The organism is Koromonas humicola, assembly GCF_059726255.1.
This window is the reverse complement of the sequence record NZ_AP040873.1, coordinates 1,592,644-1,609,506: the sequence shown is the minus strand read 5'-3', so window position 1 is coordinate 1,609,506 and position 16,863 is coordinate 1,592,644. Positions and strand designations below refer to the sequence as shown.

At 56.8% G+C, this 16,863-nt stretch carries 16 protein-coding genes; 8 read left to right on the top strand and 8 right to left on the bottom strand.

All coding sequences use genetic code 11. From position 1 onward, the window contains the following. Positions 1–9: 9 nt before the first annotated feature. The 3 genes from AC6IZD_RS07020 to AC6IZD_RS07010 are packed head-to-tail and all read left to right on the top strand — an operon-like array spanning position 10 to position 3,511. Positions 10–837, top strand: coding sequence for a TIGR00282 family metallophosphoesterase (locus AC6IZD_RS07020; RefSeq protein ID WP_497786975.1), 828 nt, complete (start codon positions 10–12; stop codon positions 835–837). After that, entirely contained in the window at positions 806–1,633 is an 828-nt protein-coding gene (locus tag AC6IZD_RS07015; RefSeq protein ID WP_497786974.1) for an HAD family hydrolase, read from the top strand. Before AC6IZD_RS07020 ends, AC6IZD_RS07015 begins: the two co-directional genes overlap by 32 nt. Positions 1,634–1,654: 21 nt before the next feature. Beyond that, positions 1,655–3,511 carry a secretin GspD/PilQ domain-containing protein gene (locus tag AC6IZD_RS07010; RefSeq protein ID WP_497786973.1) on the top strand — a complete coding sequence of 619 codons (1,857 nt, stop codon included), beginning with the start codon at positions 1,655–1,657 and terminating at the stop codon, positions 3,509–3,511. Between the two features lie 145 nt (positions 3,512–3,656). Here the strand turns inward: AC6IZD_RS07010 and AC6IZD_RS07005 are convergent, their stop codons facing one another. From AC6IZD_RS07005 to AC6IZD_RS06975, 7 genes are all read right to left on the bottom strand, one after another. Continuing rightward, positions 3,657–4,601 (bottom strand): thioredoxin domain-containing protein, encoded by a 945-nt coding sequence (locus AC6IZD_RS07005; RefSeq protein WP_497786972.1) that lies wholly within the window; start codon positions 4,599–4,601, stop codon positions 3,657–3,659. Positions 4,602–4,655: 54 nt separating this feature from the next. Beyond that, positions 4,656–6,296 carry an NAD+ synthase gene (locus AC6IZD_RS07000; RefSeq protein WP_497786971.1) on the bottom strand — a complete coding sequence of 547 codons (1,641 nt, stop codon included), beginning with the start codon at positions 6,294–6,296 and terminating at the stop codon, positions 4,656–4,658. Positions 6,297–6,434: 138 nt separating this feature from the next. Continuing rightward, positions 6,435–7,517 (bottom strand): hypothetical protein, encoded by a 1,083-nt coding sequence (locus AC6IZD_RS06995; RefSeq protein WP_497786970.1) that lies wholly within the window; start codon positions 7,515–7,517, stop codon positions 6,435–6,437. A gap of 64 nt (positions 7,518–7,581) precedes the next feature. Beyond that, the gene (locus AC6IZD_RS06990) at positions 7,582–8,529 is read right to left on the bottom strand and encodes a CPBP family intramembrane glutamic endopeptidase (protein WP_497786969.1); all 948 of its coding nucleotides are present in this window, start codon (positions 8,527–8,529) and stop codon (positions 7,582–7,584) included. Positions 8,530–8,617: 88 nt separating this feature from the next. Next, entirely contained in the window at positions 8,618–9,676 is a 1,059-nt protein-coding gene (locus AC6IZD_RS06985; RefSeq protein ID WP_497786968.1) for a GHMP family kinase ATP-binding protein, read from the bottom strand. Positions 9,677–9,745: 69 nt separating this feature from the next. Beyond that, on the bottom strand, positions 9,746–10,396 hold the full coding sequence (locus tag AC6IZD_RS06980) for an Ig-like domain-containing protein (protein WP_497786967.1): 651 nt from the start codon (positions 10,394–10,396) through the stop codon (positions 9,746–9,748). Between the two features lie 214 nt (positions 10,397–10,610). Next, positions 10,611–11,357 carry a YncE family protein gene (locus AC6IZD_RS06975; protein WP_497786966.1) on the bottom strand — a complete coding sequence of 249 codons (747 nt, stop codon included), beginning with the start codon at positions 11,355–11,357 and terminating at the stop codon, positions 10,611–10,613. Between the two features lie 9 nt (positions 11,358–11,366). Here AC6IZD_RS06975 and AC6IZD_RS06970 point away from each other — a divergent pair, with 9 nt between their 5' ends. From AC6IZD_RS06970 to AC6IZD_RS06950, 5 genes are all read left to right on the top strand, one after another. After that, entirely contained in the window at positions 11,367–11,540 is a 174-nt protein-coding gene (locus AC6IZD_RS06970; protein WP_497786965.1) for a hypothetical protein, read from the top strand. Between the two features lie 192 nt (positions 11,541–11,732). Further along, a complete protein-coding gene (locus tag AC6IZD_RS06965; RefSeq protein WP_497786964.1) occupies positions 11,733–12,338 on the top strand; it encodes a hydrolase in 606 nt (201 codons plus the stop codon). Beyond that, positions 12,335–13,453, top strand: coding sequence for a serine hydrolase domain-containing protein (locus AC6IZD_RS06960; protein WP_497786963.1), 1,119 nt, complete (start codon positions 12,335–12,337; stop codon positions 13,451–13,453). Before AC6IZD_RS06965 ends, AC6IZD_RS06960 begins: the two co-directional genes overlap by 4 nt. A gap of 77 nt (positions 13,454–13,530) precedes the next feature. After that, positions 13,531–14,826: a UDP-N-acetylglucosamine 1-carboxyvinyltransferase gene (gene murA, locus AC6IZD_RS06955; RefSeq protein ID WP_497786962.1), complete on the top strand. Its 1,296-nt coding sequence runs from the start codon at positions 13,531–13,533 to the stop codon at positions 14,824–14,826. 143 nt (positions 14,827–14,969) lie between these two features. Then, entirely contained in the window at positions 14,970–16,436 is a 1,467-nt protein-coding gene (locus AC6IZD_RS06950; RefSeq protein ID WP_497786961.1) for a DEAD/DEAH box helicase, read from the top strand. Between the two features lie 76 nt (positions 16,437–16,512). On the opposite strand, the gene AC6IZD_RS06945 is transcribed toward AC6IZD_RS06950, so the two are convergent. Beyond that, the gene (locus AC6IZD_RS06945; protein WP_497786960.1) at positions 16,513–16,851 is read right to left on the bottom strand and encodes a P-II family nitrogen regulator; all 339 of its coding nucleotides are present in this window, start codon (positions 16,849–16,851) and stop codon (positions 16,513–16,515) included. Between the last annotated feature and the right edge of the window lie 12 nt (positions 16,852–16,863).

The following is a 16,863-nucleotide window of genomic DNA, read 5'->3' as shown; positions in this document are numbered from 1 at the left end:
ACATAAGGATTGCGAATACTGTTCATTGGGGACATTTTTGGCAGGCCGGGACGCACGATCGTACATGAGCAGCTATCGGGGCTTCTAAAGGAGCACGAAGTCGATCTGTGCATCGCAAATGGAGAGAATGCGGCCGGGGGCTTTGGAATTACGCCTGCCATTGCGGAAGAGTTCTTTGATTTGGGCGTAGAGGTGATTACCACCGGAAATCACGTTTGGGACAAGCGCGAACTGGTGGAGTACTTCAATGCGGCAGTGACCGAGCCGTACAGTCAAGCACGGAAGGTGTTGCGTCCGGCAAATTACCCTGCAGGTACGCCTGGCGTGGGCGTGTTCGAGGGTAAGTCGCGGGCAGGCGTGCCTTATGCGGTGGTGAATCTGCAAGGGCGCGTCTTCATGGCAAACATCGACGACCCGTTTCGCGTTGCAGATAAGCTGCTGAAGGAGATTTCGGCGAAGGTGATCTTCGTGGATTTCCATGCCGAGGCGACGTCGGAAAAGATCGCCTTGGGATGGTATCTGGATGGGCGCGTGACGGCGGTGATTGGGACTCATACGCATATTCCGACGGCGGACGCGCGAGTGTTGCCTCTAGGCACGGCGTACCAAACCGATGTTGGCATGACAGGCCCATACGATAGCGTTATTGGAGTGCAGAAGGAACTGGTTCTGCAGAGATTCTTGACGAGTCTCCCGGGAAGGTTTGAAGCTGCGTCAAACGATGTGCATTTTTGTGCGGTGCTGGTGGACTGTGATGAAAACACCGGAAAAGCTCGCGCGATAAAACGGATCATGGTGGACGAGAATGGCAAGAGCGACAAAGAAATCGGCTGGTAAGAAAACGGCGAGCAAGGCAAACGGTCACGCGAACATTGCAGGATCACGGAGCGATGGTGCGATCGTCCGGGCGGCAGAGGGCTTCAAGAACAATGAAGACCTGCCAAGAGGATTCAATTGGCGGTCGTTCGATGCGTACCTATTCGACATCGACGGCACGCTGCTGATCTCGCGGGACGCAATCCACTACAACGCGTGTTTGACGGCTTTGAACGAATTGTTTGGCAAGCCCGTGACGCTAGATGGTATTCCGATTCAAGGCAGCACAGACCCGATCATTCTGCTGGATGCTCTGGCGCAGGCGGGAATGGAAGAGGATGAAGCTCGCGGTGCGCTGAAACCAGCAATGGACCGGATCTGCTCCGAAGTAGAGTCGCACGCACACGACCTGAGAGCGGAATCGTGCGCGGCAATTCCTCAACTTCTGTCGGAAATGAAAAGCTCGGGGAAACTTCTCGGTCTGACGAGCGGCAACCTTGAGAAGGTTGGTTGGGCGAAGCTAAAGTCGGCCAAAATCGACAAGTTCTTCGATTTCGGATCGTTCAGTGATCGCTACGAAACGCGCAGCGAGATTTTCCGTTGGGGCATTGAGGAAGCAAAGCGCAGGTTGAAGAACGAGCAAGCTCGGGTCTGCATTGTGGGTGATACTCCGGCAGATGTGATTGCGGCAAAAGCATGCGATGTTCCGGTCATTGCGGTGGCTACCGGCATATTCTCGCTGCTGGAATTGGCGAAAGAAGAGCCGGATATGTGTGTCCCATGTTGCGAAACCCTGTGGAGTTACACGGAGCTTTAAGATTCCGGTAGAATTCGGGTCATGCTTCGCTCTGCCCTGCTCGCGGCTGCGCTCCTGACTGGAGGCGTGTTATATGCAGAAGACACTGCAACGCGCGTAGAGCCGCCCAAGGTTCAGCAGCCCTGTTCAGACTACGAAAAGGACTTCCCCTCCTGCGGAATTGCAAAAGCAGATAAGAAGAAGGCAAAGGCTCTGTACGAGTCGGGGGTGAAGTTTGCCCGGGAGCAGAAGTACGAGCAGGCGCTGAACAAACTGCGGGATGCACGCGCGATATCTCCGCGTGACGCCGTTTATGCAACGGCAGAAACAGCTATTGGCCAGCAGGTAGCCTCGAACCAGTTGCGAAGAGGTAACGAGGCGATGCAGAAGGGCGATAAAGAAGCCGCACTGCTCGCTTTTCGTAAGGCGGTGGAATTTGACCCCGCAGACGAATATGCGCAACAGCGACTGCGCGATGCTCTACCCCCTCCCGAACAGATGGCCGATGCTAAGCTAACGCCCGAACTGGCCGAGACACGGCTGCAACCCACGCACGGCGCGCACAGTTTCGAGTATCGCGGGAACTCGACAGACATGATGACGCAGTTCGCTCGACTGTATGGAATTACAGCCGTAGCGGATCAGGGACTGCAATCGCGAAACGTAAGGATCAAGCTGGACGACGTGGACTGGGACACCGGTTCGCAGATCCTAGCACGCGTGGCCAAAGTGCTTTTGATCCCGATGACGGATCGGCAAGTGCTGGTGGCTAACGACACTCCGGAGAATCGGCGCGACCTGATTCAGATGACGCTGCGCACGTTCTACGCACAGGGAGCAGCGTCGGCACAGGAACTGAACGACCTCACAACGTCGCTGCGCATTTTATTCGACCTACGATACATCTCGCAGAATGCCGGAAAAGGAACGATCGTGGTCCGGTCGCCCCAAGCGACGATCGACGCCATCACGGAGTTCCTGGAGGGACTGGAAGACACGACGCCGACGGTGATGGTCGGCGTGAAGGTTTTCCAGATTTCTACTTCATTCACGCGAGACCTGGGGACCTCAGTACCGAACGAGTTCACGGTCTTCAATGTCGGCACAGAGATCCAGAACCTTGTGAATAGCGGGCAGCTACAAGAGATCATCGCGGCGCTGCAGTCTGCCGGACAAACCGTGAACACATCGACGATTCTGGCCGCACTGCTTGCATCTTCTGGTTCTTCGAGTGTGCTCGGTCAGCCATTTGGGACATTTGGCGGAGGTATTACGCTGACGGGTGTGACGATTCCGCAGACATCGCTGAAGCTTTCTGTAAATAGGTCGAGCGCGCGAACCGTGCAGGACGTTCTTCTACGTTCAGCACATGGGAAACCTGCGACCTTGAAAGTGGGAGAGCGCTATCCGATCGTCAGTTCGCAGTTTTCGGCGAGCAGCGCGGCAAGCAGCCTGCTGTCATCACTCGGAATCGGTAGTTCTGTCTCGGCTTCGGTGCCGCTGCCGCAGTTTTCGTATGAAGACCTGGGACTCACGCTGAAGACAACGCCGCACGTGCATGGCACGCTGGTGAGCATGGATTACGAGATGGCGATGCGCGCGCTTGGAACCACACAGGTCAACGGGCTCCCGGTGATTACGAGCCGCGAATCAAAGGGCACGATCAGCGCCAACAGCGGAGATTCCATCGTGATCGCTGGATTGATGAGCAAGAGTGAGACGGCGAGCATCAATGGAATTCCACTGCTGTCGATGGTTCCGGTGCTGGGAAAGGCTTTCTCGTACGAAACTAAAGAGAAGGTCGGAGATGAATTGCTGATCGTCCTAACTCCGTATGTCACTTCCTTGAGGAGCGGTAAGGGGACTTATGTGCCGATCCCTACAGTCGTTCCAAAATAGAGATTGAGACTTTGTTGGTCTAGGTAGTGAGCAACACCGCTGGCCTTTGCTTTCCTCAGAAAACGCTCTTCCAAAAACTAATCACCCCACCAAGCCCGCAAAACTGAGCGAGGTGGGGTGTTGGACGTTCGAGTGTGCGATTCTGCTACTTCGCCTCCCCGATTTCGAAGTTGATGATCGCCTTCAGAGCTTCGTAGGGAGCATTAGTCGGATTACCGATGCGGCGGCCATTCACAAAGAGCGTAGGCGTGCCGGTCACATTCAAGGCCTTCGCCAGAAGTTCGCTGCGATTTATGCGTTCGGAAGTTTCGTTGCTCTCGGCGCAAGCTTGCGTTTTGGCAGGGTCAGCACCCGCCATTTCAGTGTAATGGCGCATGCGTTCGGTAACGGTAGCGTTGTCCACAGAGATGTTTCCGTTGGCGTCGGTCTTGCGCACGGCGTTCTCAATATCGCGTTGGTGAGTGAATACGGCCTCGATGAAGGTGTAAGCCTGATCCTGATTCGTGCGGGCAATGCAATCGAGGTAAGATGAGGCTCGCACGGCCCAAGGATGAATCTGCGATAGTGGGAAGCTCTGGAAGATAAATCGAGCTTGCGGGAAATCGTTGCGCAGCTTTTCCATCACGGGGGCTGCGTCCTTGCAGGACGGGCACTCGAGATCGGCAAACTCAACAATGGTTACTTTCGCGTCGGCAGGCCCCTTGGTTGGACCGAATGCTGACTGCGCGAGCTTCTGGCGATCGGCAGCAAATGGATCTACGCCAAACGGAACGATGTCTCCGGCGATAGCGTGCTGCTGATCCTTGGTAACGTAGAAGTGTGTCAGTTGCTGTCCCTCAGGAGTGACAAATGCAACCGTGATGTCGTACAGATCGGGGATGCTCGAGGCTCCGATGTTCAGCACTTTCACCTGTAGGTTCGGATCGTAGCCGAACATCCGATGAAAGAACGCTTCTGCTGTTTCCTGGGTTGGCGCCCCAGCAGGCTGTGTTTTTGTGGTAGGAGCAGACTTCGCGGCGAGTTTCGCCGGCTGAGCAAACAGAGAACACGAGAGCAACAGTACGGCTGAGCACTTGAGAAGATTGCGCATCAATTCTTTCCTTAAACAGGCTGTCCGTTGAACACAGCCGATTCGCAAGTTGTACTAGACCTGGTGGCGAGCAGCAATGGGAAAACGACGTCCCACGCCGAAAGCCTTGGTTGAGATGCGTATGCCGGGCGCGGCCTGCTGGCGCTTGTATTCGCTGCGGTCGATGAGGCGAATGACGAAGCGAATTACATCTTCATCAAAGCCGGTGATGGCGGCAATTTCCGGCGCCGATTTGAGATTGCCTACGTATTCCTCGAGAATACGGTCGAGAACATCGTAGGGCGGAAGCGAATCGCTGTCCTTCTGATCGGGACGCAGTTCGGCCGAAGGAGGCTTCGTAATAGACGCCTCGGGAATGAGCTTGCGATTGGAGTTGACGTAGCGTGAAAGCGCATACACCAACGTCTTGGGAACGTCGGAGATGACAGCAAGTCCTCCCACCATGTCGCCGTAGAGAGTGCAGTAACCCACGCCGAGTTCGCTCTTGTTGCCGGTGGTGAGAACAAGCGCTGAGAACTTGTTGGCTACGGCCATGAGGATTGCGCCGCGGGCTCGGGCCTGGAGATTCTCTTCTGTAACATCCTCTTTCATGCCCTTAAATAGACCGGACAAGGCGTTGCGGTAAGACTCGAAGATCTCGCGGATAGGGACGACCTGGAAGCAGATATCGAGATTGGTGGCCAATTCCTGCGCATCAGTGATGCTGCCTTCAGAAGAATATTGGCTTGGCATGGAGACGCCGATGACATTCTCGGCGCCAAGCGCGTCAACGGCAACCGCGGCAGTGAGAGCGGAATCAATGCCTCCGCTTAGGCCAACCACAACCTTCTTGAATCCGCACTTGTGGACGTAATCGCGTGTGCCGAGGACGAGCGCGGCGTAAGCACTTCCCTCCAATCCCTCAACCTGATTGTGCATGTCGCCGGTCATGGTATCGGTGTCGACGAGGATGAGGTCTTCCTCAAACGAGCGAGCCTGTGCGATGAGTTCTCCGGCAGGATTGAGGGCGAGACTTGATCCGTCGAAAACGAGGCTGTCGTTGCCTCCAACCTGATTGACCAGAAGAACGGGCACCTTGTGCTGGCGGGCAATGCTAGCAAGCATGGCCTGCCGAAGTTCACGCTTATCAACGTTGAACGGCGAGGCGGAAATATTTAGGACAATCTGCCCTCCGGCGCGAACGAGGTCTTCAACCGGATCAGAGCCGTACAGACGACGGCTCCAGAACGCCTTGTCGTTCCATGCGTCTTCGCAGATGGTGAGCGCGATCGACTTGCCCTTGCAGGTGAACAGGCGCTGAACGGCGGCAGGAGCGAAGTTGCGAGATTCATCGAATACGTCGTAAGTGGGAAGCAATCGCTTGGACTGTATGAAATCGATGCGCCCCTCGCGCAGGAGCGCTGCGGAGTTCATGACCGTCTTGCCGGTATCGGACGCGGCTGGCGATGGGAAACCCACGATGATTGCGACGTCTGGAAATTCTGAAGCAATCTCCTCCAGAACCTGGCGCGCACGCGCGATGAAACTAGGAACTTCGACTAGGTCGCGAGGCGGATACCCGCAGACCGACAGTTCGGGAAACACAACGAGGTCTGCACCTCGGGAGCGTGCATTCTCAGTGAAGGTTCGGAGCTTGGCGGCATTGCCAGTGAAGTCTCCAACAGTGGGATTGATCTGAGCGAGTGCAATCTTCACAGAGTTAGTGTAAAGCGCAGAAGGGGTGAGGGGGAAGTTCAGCTACTCTCAGTGCCGGATAATCGCCGAACGAAAGCAATTCCCTACCGCCTGAATTGGCAATGGCCAGTCAAGCGGTAGATGGAAAAACGGCAGGTACTAATTTCGATTAGGCGCGTTCGAAGCAGGGCCATCGGGTATGGGCATCGGATTCGGGTCACGCGGGCCATCAGTAGGCGTCACGGCTGGCTTCTCGTCCGGCCGCAGCAAAGATGGAGCACTACGGCGTTCCTCGTCTGGGGTGGCCTCGCCAGGACGTTTCTGCTGTTTGGTCGAAGCATCGAGTATGCCGATATCGCCGACTTCATCTTTATCGCGAACGATCTTCTCGCCAGTAACTTTCATTTCCTCAATGCTGATGACCTTGTCGTTGTAAAACCGGATGAAATCTACTTTCTGTGGAGGCGCACCGTAAATCCACTCTTCGATATCTTTGCCGTCCTTGTTCTCACGCAGGCGGTGCGGAGGACGCCCGAGAGCGTAGGTCACCATTTCTTTGTCCATTCCTACGAGCGCACGGTGCTTTTTGACGGCCTCAGCCAGCACCGGAGGAAGGCTCTTCTGATAGGCCTCGGCCACCGTCATCGCTTTGAAGTCGAGTACTGGCGCGAGCAGGTCCTTGATTCGGTCAGTGGTGAGAGATGCGGAGTCATGTTTGCAGACAAGCAGGATTGAGGAACCCGTCGAGTCGGTATAGACGTTTGAAGGATCGCCGCCTTGCTGTTGCTCTTGCGGCTGCTGACGCTGGCTCGGATCGCCAGCATTGACACCGCCAATTCCTACGCTGATGCGGTCGGTCCACTTCTTGCGCTTTACGGAACCGCCGTTGATCTCAAACAAAATGCCATCACGAACGAACTTGATTGCCGTGATCCTGGCGCGATCGCCGGGCTTGGCCGCAGGACCGAACTGCGCAACCAGTTGGTTGAGTTCGGCCTCGGATGGCATAAGCTTCTCGTCTTCTACGCGGAGGCCCGTCTTGCCGCGTGGCAACGCCCGGTGAACGAAAGGGCGCTCGGCGAGGAATGTTCGAATGATCTGCTGGCGCTGATTGTCTGAAAACTTCGCATCGGAAGCACTGGCAAGCGCAGGAACGAGCAGCGCAACCAGCAGGGTGGCAGCGAACACGAGGTTCCGTTCCATGGGCTTAAGAGACTTTGGCGATACTACCAGCGAGTTCATTGCAAATCTCCCAATGCGTGTTGGGGATTATAGCGCCGGGAATCCAGCAAGGCGCATGCAGTTTTTAGATGCTGACTGGGGCGGAGTGACTGGGCGGGTGATGCTGGATATTGCGCCAAGAAGTGACAACCCACAACGCTGGTAATGCGACAACCAGAACAATGCTGCAGATTGCACTTGCTTCAGGGCCGTAGCTGCCGCCGGTGAGAGCCACCGAACCACGAACAGACGCAACAATGATGCTCGAAAACTCACGCATGCCGCTTACTGGAAGACCAAACACTGCGCCCTGAAATAGATTCCAGCCGAAGTGCAGGCCAAAAGAGAACCAGAGTGAGCCGGTTCGAATGCGGGCTAATGCAAAAAGCACACCGACTGCAAGCGTGTTGAAGAATCCCCAGCTCAAAAAACCTTTCGCGTCTGGATTCCAAAGGTGGACAGCTCCGAAGAGAGCTGAAAGCCCAACTACCGCCCAAAATGGGCCGAGAGCTTCGGTGAGTTTCTGGAACGGATAACCGCGGAAGGAAAGCTCCTCAAGCAGAGCTCCGAAGAGGAGCAGCACCACCGTAGCGGCTGCGCGCAGAAGAGTATGGCGGTTAAGGTGGATGTGAAACTGGACGACCCCGAAAACTTCGATCATGAGAACGTCCGCGCCCATCAGAACTCCTCCGAGAAGGAGGCCAGTAACCCACTGACGGCCAGCGGTGAAATCGAACGGCAGGCCTAGAGCGATGGGGAATGGTGCGAAGTTGTAATCAAGAATTCGGACGAAGAAAGCAAATCCTGCGGCCGTAAGCAGGCACGCCACGAGGCGAAACAGGAGTCCGGGGATCAGGTTGTGCTCGGGAAAGAGCGCGTACACGAATCCACTGCCCCAGAAGACGCCGAACGTCCAAGTGGAAGCCACCATGAACCGAACAAGCGGCGGCAATAACGCAGGCACAGGATGAATGTTTCCGGGGCGCTGCGTCTCGAATTGGTCGGCTCCGGTCATGTGCTGGGGCTGGGGCATGGACGCTGTGATTCGATCAGACCTCAAGCATACTCAGCGCCAGCACTCACGGCAACCTGTTCCAGTTCGACACAGAGAGCAACGGGGATCACCTGCTCGCTGCGGCTTTCACATAGCCGACAGAAACGCCCTTGCGAGCGACAGCAAACGGCAGGATCTGCGCTCCGGCGGCGGTGAGCTTCTGCTCGACACGTGAACGAGCATCCGGCTCAATCATGAAGAGCACACAGCCGCCACCTCCGGCTCCGCACACCTTGGCACCAGTGGCTCCATTCTTTCGCGAAATGGAAATGAGCTCGTCGATGAGCGGTGTGGCGATGGCCGGAGCGTTGGTCCGGCGCAACTTCCATTCTTCTCGGAGAAGGCGTCCGGTTTCATCCCAATCGGCATTGGACACAGAGGTGCGCATGGCGCGGGCGATCTCGCGGATACGCTCGAAATTGCGGAAGATGCGACGGTCGCCATCGATGTGGCTCTTGAAGACCTCCCAGTTGTTGATGCCGCTCTGTCGCGGGGCTCCCGTGTAAGCGAGAACAAATCGGCGATCGATTTCGTCGGCGTCGGCGGGTATGACCTCGCGGTGAATGCCATCCACGTCGAGTTGAACCGCACTGACCCCGCCATAAAGAGCTGGGTAATAGTCCTGGCATCCGGTAGGGACGCGTATGAGCTGTGCTTCGACGTTCTGCGCAATCTCGCGAATCTGCTCGGGGGACAGCCGCCGTCCGGAAAACCGAGCGAGCGCGGCAGTCGAGGCGATCATAAGAGCCGAGGAACCGGAGATTCCGGCACCTGCAGGAGATTCGGAATGAGTCTCGAGGCGGAAGCCTGTAGTGGGCTCCTGCGATGGGTAGAAGAAGCGCAGAAGATATGCGGCGAGGGCATGTTGATATTTCGGCGCCTCTCGCAAGGCCTGCATGCTGGGAAACGTGTCCGCGAGTCCGGTGTCGGTCGAGAAGAGTTCGATAGCGCGTCCGGATGTTGGGACGATGCGGCAGGTAGTCATTACCTGAACAGCGATGTTCACGACAACCGAACCCGGATGGAACAGGTAAAGCGGCCACATATCAACGGTGCCGCCAGCGAGATCTACACGGCAAGCAGCCCGGGCAATTACGCCCGGCTGCATGGCATTCTTTGCAGGCATGAACCATTTGTATCACGTAGGGGAAGTCGCATCGCAAGCTGTTTTTTGTTGCAAGCAGCCTGGAAAGGGCTATTCCACGGTGAACGCGTTGGAAGTGCCGGTGACAGTGCTGCTTGCGGTGTTTGCGGTGGCCGTGACGGTGAAGGTGGCTCCGGCGACCGCAGTACTGAGAACGGTGACTTTCCCGTTGACGTCAATGGTCGCAGCGCTGGTGTTGCTACTGGACCAAGTCACGTACGTGGTCAGATTGGTATTGATCCCATCCACAAGGCCAGTGGCCTTGACCTGAAAAGTCGCGGATGGAAGAACGGTCGTAGATGAAGCCGAGTAAGAAATGCTGATGGTGCTTGGAAGGGTGGAATTTGCCACAAGCACGTTAGCCGTTGCCGTGACTCCACCAGAGGCGGCATTCACAACAACTGTTCCCTTCGACGCGGCGGTGACTTCGCCTGCGCTGGAGACAGAGGCAATGTCGGACGAGATGGGTGTTGTGGTCCAAGTGGCTGTGCTCGTCGCGTCGGAGGTGGCTCCACCCACGGTTGTGCTTGTGGCAATGAGATCGGCGATCTCGCCTTTCTTCAACAACAGCGTGTTGGGACTGATAACGACAGTGTCAATGGAGCTTTCGGAAACCCAGAACCCCGCACATGAACTGCAAAACAAAACCAGCAAGAGGCTAGAAAGCACCATCGCCACTCGCAATTTGCCTGAGATAGACATTGAGTCTCCGCTTTTTCGTGATTGCATCCCTTACGCGACAAAGCGGCGGAGTCATGAGGCGCTCTCCTCTTCCAGACGCCAGCTTTGGAAATTACGGGAGCAAAGCTGTAGACGGAATTCAGAGTGGCAGGTTCAGGCTGAAATCGGCGCAAACGTATCCACCCTCGCGAAACACGAGCTTACGACGGTAAAAGCGGAAGTTTCGCTAGTGCGGTTACGAGGGGGACTTGGGAGTCAGACGCTTCAGAACGAGAAGCTTCGACCGGCCCTCGCGGCCTCCTGGAACGTACAAGTATCCGGTTGCGGAATCATAGGCGAAGGTGTGGCCTTTGACGTCGAGCGGCATCTCGCTGGCAGCGCCCACGGTGCTGGAAATGGGAAGGATGAAAACAGAGCCGTTGGAGACGCCAAGGAGCGAACTGGTTCCCTCATCAAGAGTTAGCTGATCGATGCCTCCGGCGACGGCAGAGCGAGAGACTTCCTGCCCTGTGCCGGGGTCAAGTGCAAGTACGGCATAGCGGACGGCAACGTAGAGGCGGTCATGCTTGGAGCTGAAGACTATCCCGGTAGGCTCCGAGGCGTTGAGCTCAAAACGCGTGATCGTCCTGAGAGAGGGGCTGAGGACCAGGATGCTGCGGCGGTCCTGCAAAGTCAGGTAAAGTTGGTGCCGCGACGCATCGAATGCAAAAGTGTTCGGAGATCCCTCCACCTTGACGGACGAGACCGGTTGAGCGTTGGAGGTGAGGTCGAGCGCGACGATGGCTTGGGCCTCGGGAAAAGTGACGTAGAGAACGTGTTCGGCGGGGAGAAGGAACAACGAATCGGGCGCAAATTCGACGGGGATAGTGCGCTTCACCTGCCAATCATCGGTGGAAATGACGACGATGTTGCGAGCTCCCGAATTTGCGATGTAAACGAGGTGATCGTGCTCGTCGTAAACAACACCGCGCGGGGAGGACATGTCCCGAACATGTCCTACAACTCGGCGTTTTTGGGGATCGAAGAGGTCAACAGTCCCGGCGCCGCCATGGGACACGAGAATCATTCCGTGGACGAGGGCAATTTCGTCGAAACCCGGCCGGCCGGGGATATCGAGCACCGCTATCTGCTTGAGCGCCGGAGGTGTAACGGCGGTGACAAGTAAGGGAGCGACTAAGACCAGGGCAAGTTGTCGAACTAAACAGGCGAAATAGGACAGGTTCACACGTTAATGGATGCAGTGTAGGTGAAGACTGCTGCCCAGAGAGAATTCAGGGCGCATCTGGAACCCTGTGCGGTCGGTAGCGTAGGCTTAGGTGTTCGCACAATGGTTCGAAATCGAGGACAGGAGCTTGCGATGAATCCTTCTACCCTTCCCGGACTGGCTGGACTGACCACAGAACCCATAGCCCGACGGACTCTCGACGCAAGTCAATGCGCACTGGTGGTCATCGACATCCAGGAGAGACTTCTGCCCGCCATCGTTAATCGCGAAGACGTGGTGAAGAATTCCAGAATGCTGATGAAGCTGGCCAGCATATTGGAGATTCCGACGCTGGTGACTACGCAATACAGCAAAGGGCTCGGATGCCCGGTTCCGGAGATTGCGGAGCTGGCAGGCAAGTCAGACACGATCGACAAGATGGAATTCGGCTGCTTTGCAGGAGATCGTTTTCGCAACAGCCTGCATGAGGTGGCTGAGCACCGCACAACGATCCTGCTTTGCGGAATCGAAAGCCATATTTGCGTTACGCAAACGGCGTTGGGCGCGCTCGAAGCCGGATACATGGTGCACGTGGCCTCGGACGCCGTGGGTTCCCGGAACGACTGGAACTGGAAGGTCGGCCTGGAACGGATGGAATCAGCAGGATGTGTGATTTCCTCGACGGAAATGATGGTTTACGAGCTGCTGAGAAAGAGCGGGACGGCACAGTTCAAAGAAATGTTGCCGTACATCAAGTGAAGAACGGAAAGATCGTGGGGAACGCTCTGGCGCTGGTCGACGCTACGTCGGATCAGGAGCAACGTTTTCACGCCGCATTTTCGGTGATCGAAGGGGCTGTTGAGAACAAATCCTTTCCTGGAGCGGCGCTAGCCGTGACGCTGGGCGCGGAACTGGTCGCGTGGAAAGGTTTTGGGCGCTTCACATACGATCGTGGGGCCGAGGCCGTTACTCGCGACACGATGTGGGATCTGGCATCGCTCACAAAGGTGCTAGACACGACGCCGATGGCGATGTTGCTGTACGAGCGAGGGGAACTGCAACTCGACAGAAGGGTTGTGGATGTGGTCCCGGAGTTCGCCGACGGTGACCCGCGTAGAAACAAGATCACCGTTCGTATGCTACTCGCCCATTCGGCGGGTCTTCCGGCCCACCGCAAGCTGTACCTGGAACACGCGGGACGGGAACAGATGGTCGCGGCGGCAACGCGGGTCCCGATGGAAGCGGAGCCCATGACTCGAGCGGAATACAGCGATATCGGATTCATCATTCTGGGCGAGTTGCTGGAGCGAATTGCGGGAAAAAGTCTGGATCAGTTTTGTGCCGAGGAAATCTTCGCTCCGTTGCAGTTGAAATTCAGGTTTAGCTCGCAATCGCAGAAAATTGAAGGCTGTTGCCCGACTGTGAACGATCATGAATACCGGCATCGCATCGTTCAGGGTGAGGTGAATGACGAAAACGCTTGGGCGATGGGAGGCGTTGGCGGGCATGCAGGTTTGTTCGGCGATGTGTTATCGGTGGCTCGCTTTGCGCGATGCATTTTGAACGGCGGCACACCACTGTTCAGACAAGAAACCGTGAGGCTTTTCACCAAACGCGAGGATCTGCCCAAGGGGACTTCGCGGGCGTTGGGTTGGGACACTCCTTCACAGCCATCGTCATCAGGAACGAAGTTTTCAGAGCGATCATTTGGGCATTTGGGCTACACGGGGACCTCGCTGTGGTGCGATCCCGAGCGAGGGCTCTCGGTCACGCTCCTGACGAACAGGACGTGGCCAGATGCGAAGAACCAGGCCATAAGGGCGGTTCGCCCTGCGGTGCACGATGCACTCGTAGAAGCACTAGATAAGGAATGAGGGTTGCGCCGGATAGCGTGATGCTGGAGTGTGTAGAATCATAGAAAAGCAGCATTCATAAAGGTTTACTTCTTCTCATGGACAAGCTAGTCATTCGCGGCGGGAACCCGCTGCTGGGTACGATCAGAATCAGTGGCGCGAAAAACGCCGCGCTGCCAGCCATGGCGGCGGCACTTCTTACGGACGAACCAGTCATCCTCGACAACATTCCGCAGGTTCGGGATATCGAAACCGAACGCCGCTTGCTGGCGGCTATGGGCGCCGATGTGGAGTTGGGATATGGGCGCGCACAACACCGGACGACGATTTGCGCAGAGAATCTAAGCAAAAACCCCGAGGCGAGCTATGAACTGGTGAAGACCATGAGGGCTTCGTCACTCGTACTTGGGCCGCTGGTGTCGAGAGTCGGCTTTGCACGGGTATCAATTCCTGGAGGGTGCGCAATTGGGGCGCGTCCAATTGATCTACACATCAAGGGTCTGGAAAAGCTGGGCGCGAAGATCGTGACCGAGCACGGGTACATCGAAGCTCGGGCGGCGAAGTTGAAGGGCGCGCACTATTCGTTCGACAAGATCACCGTGACGGGCACCGAAGACATTCTGATGGCGGCGGTGCTGGCCGAAGGCGACACGGTTCTGGAGAATTGTGCTCGCGAACCCGAAGTTATGGACTTGGCCGAGTTGCTGACCAAGATGGGAGCGAAGATCGAAGGCGCCGGGACATCGACCATTCGCGTGAAGGGCGTCGACAAGCTGAATGGAGCGCGGCACAAGATCATCCCAGACCGCATTGAGGCAGCCACGTATTTGATCGCCGGGGCGCTGACGGGGGGGGACTTGATGCTCACGGACTGCGAACCGGAGCACCTGACTTCCCTGCTGAACAAACTGGAAGAGGTCGGCATCAAGGTCAAGGTTGGCGAGGACTGCGTGCGCGTGATGGGCGACGCGGCTCCGCTGAAGGGCGCGGATATTTCAACCGAAGAGTATCCGGGATTCCCGACCGATGTGCAGGCGCAGTATATGGCGCTCGTCACGCAAGCAGAAGGCACCTCGATCATCACGGAAAACATCTTTGAGAACCGCTTTATGCATGCGCTTGAACTGAGCCGCATGGGAGCGAACATCAAGATCGAGGGACGGCGCGCGGTGGTTCGCGGCAAAAGCGTGCTGAGCGGAGCTGCGGTACAAGCCAGCGACCTGAGAGCTTCGGCGTCGCTGGTGCTCGCAGCACTGGTAGCACAGGACGAGACAATCATCGATCGTGTGTACCACCTGGATCGTGGCTATGAACGGATAGAAGAGAAGCTGCGCGGAGTGGGAGCCCAAGTGAAACGTATTGGGGAATTGCTGCCAAAGCGCGTCGGCGTATAGGCGTTTGATCGGACCAAGAAACGCATAAATCCAAAACAAATGCCCCAGAACTGCTGAGAACGGCAGGGCTGGGGCATTTGCATTGGTAGGGGCCCGTGCTGACGAAACAGCGTAGAACCTGAATACTCACCTATACTGGAAATATGTCTTTTTCTGATGGTCATCCAAGTTTGCTGCGAGCACTCGCAGCGCGCAATTACACAGAACCAACGCCGGTTCAAGAGGCCGTGCTGCGTCCAGAAGCCGCAGGGCGCGACCTGCTTGTGTCGGCGCAGACTGGGTCGGGTAAGACCGTAGCGTATGGTCTGACGATGGCAGATTCCCTGCTAGGAGAGGCGGAGAGATTTGACCGTGCGAAGCGGCCGCTCGCCCTAGTGGTGGCTCCGACGCGCGAGCTGGCTCTGCAGGTTCAGAAAGAGCTGGGATGGTTGCTGGGCGATGCAGGCGCACGCGTGGTCGCATGCGTGGGCGGCATGGATATTCGGCGAGAACAGAAAGCGCTTGGCACGGGACCGCATGTGATTGTGGGTACTCCGGGACGCCTGGCCGACCATCTTGAACGTGGATTCCTAAAGCTGTCGGATATTCGGGTGGTGGTTCTGGATGAAGCGGACGAAATGCTGGATTTCGGGTTTCACGAAGAGCTCGAACTGCTGCTGAAAGCTACCCCGACGGAGCGGCGCACACTGATGTTTTCGGCGACGCTGCCGAAGTCGATCCTGGGACTGGCGCGAGCGTATCAACGCGAGGCAATGCGGATGGCGCTGTCGTCGGAGAATGAACCGCATGCCGATATCGAACATCGCGCATTCCTGATTGCTCCGCGAGATATGGAACATGCAGTGGTGAACTCGCTGCGTTACATCGATGCGCCGGGAGCACTGGTTTTCTGCTCGACACGAGATGCGGTGCGGCATTTGCACGCGAGTTTGAGGGAGAGAGGATTTTCGGCGGTCGCACTGTCGGGAGAGCTGACACAGTTTGAACGTACGACGGCACTACAGGCGCTTCGTGATGGGCGGGCAAGAGTTTGTGTGGCGACCGATGTGGCCGCGCGCGGATTGGACATGCCGGACCTCGGCCTGGTGATTCATGCTGATTTGCCGCAGAACAAGGAGATCCTGCTGCACCGGAGCGGACGTACTGGACGCGCGGGACGCAAAGGAGTTTCGGTGACGATTGTGACGGCGCAGCACCGGGGAGCAGCCGAACGTTTGTTCGCGTCGGCGAAGATCAAAGCAACATGGTCAGCGGCACCTTCGGCAAAGGCGATCCGGACGCGGGATCAGGCCAACCTTGTGCGAGAGATCGTGGCGGGAGCAGAGACTCCGGCGGAAGAAGATTTGGCAGCGGGCAGAGTGTTGTTGCAGGAACTCAGCGCGGAGCAGGTGGCGGCGGTTCTTGTCCGCATGCGACGCGAATCACTGCCGGCCCCGGAGGTACTGGAAGATCCGGGACCGTACAAAAGCCAAGCTCGTCCGAAGAGTAAGAGCTTTGTGCCGGGAAAGAAGAAATTTGGTTTCAAGAAGAAGTTCGGAAAGAAACAGGGGTCGGCGGAAAAGGGCAGGAAACGAGAAGGAGCAGCACGCTTCAAAGATAAGCGCCGGTAACTCTGAATTCGCTAGGCCGATGAAGAAATGCCCCATATCTACAAGCTACGTAGATATGGGGCATTTTCGTTGCGAGCTAGAGGGCGTCGTTGCCGCGTTCTTCGTTGCGAATACGGATGGCTTCGTCGATGCGGGACAAGAAAATCTTTCCGTCGCCGATCTTGCCTGTTTGAGCCGCACCAATGATGGCCCGAACGACTTCATCGACACGATCATCGCTGAGCACGATCTCAAGCTTGATCTTTGGGAGAAGATCGACGCTGTATTCGCGACCGCGATAGAACTCGGTATGGCCCTTCTGGCGTCCGTGGCCGCGAGCTTCGAGGACAGTGAGTCCGTCGACGCCGATTGCGAAGAGTGCTTCTTTCACAGCGTCGAGTTTGGCGGTTTGGATGACTGCTTCGAGTTTCGTCATAATGTTTGCTCT